The sequence below is a fragment of the Flavobacterium solisilvae genome (assembly GCF_012911605.1).
GTDB lineage: Bacteria > Bacteroidota > Bacteroidia > Flavobacteriales > Flavobacteriaceae > Flavobacterium > Flavobacterium solisilvae.
Genome location: NZ_JAAMPT010000106.1, coordinates 1 through 308 on the forward strand (window position 1 = coordinate 1; position 308 = coordinate 308).

The following is a 308-nucleotide window of genomic DNA, read 5'->3' on the forward strand; positions in this document are numbered from 1 at the left end:
ACGTACCATTATTGAACATAACACCTGTGATTGTTGCATTGTCAATGGTCATTGTTGCCGATAGCTGCAAGTCGTTATAGTTCGGCATCTGTACCAAGGCATCCACGGTGTAAACTCCTGCATTGGTCTGAGCGTTACCTGTATAAGTTACCGTTGCGCCGGTTGGTAATCCCGATACAAATATCGAATGTGCTGTACCGTCATAGGTAAATGTTCCGTTGCTGAAGGTAACACCTGTGATTGTTGCATTGTCAATGGTCATTGTAGCCGATAGCTGCAAGTCGTTATAGTTCGGCATCTGTACCAAG

The 308-nt window shown here is 44.8% G+C and carries 1 protein-coding gene; it reads right to left on the bottom strand.

The annotated features are described in order from the left end of the window. Positions 1-298: MBG domain-containing protein (locus G6042_RS00495; protein WP_211161588.1), on the bottom strand; the 298-nt coding region annotated here is incomplete at its 3' end. Between the last annotated feature and the right edge of the window lie 10 nt (positions 299-308).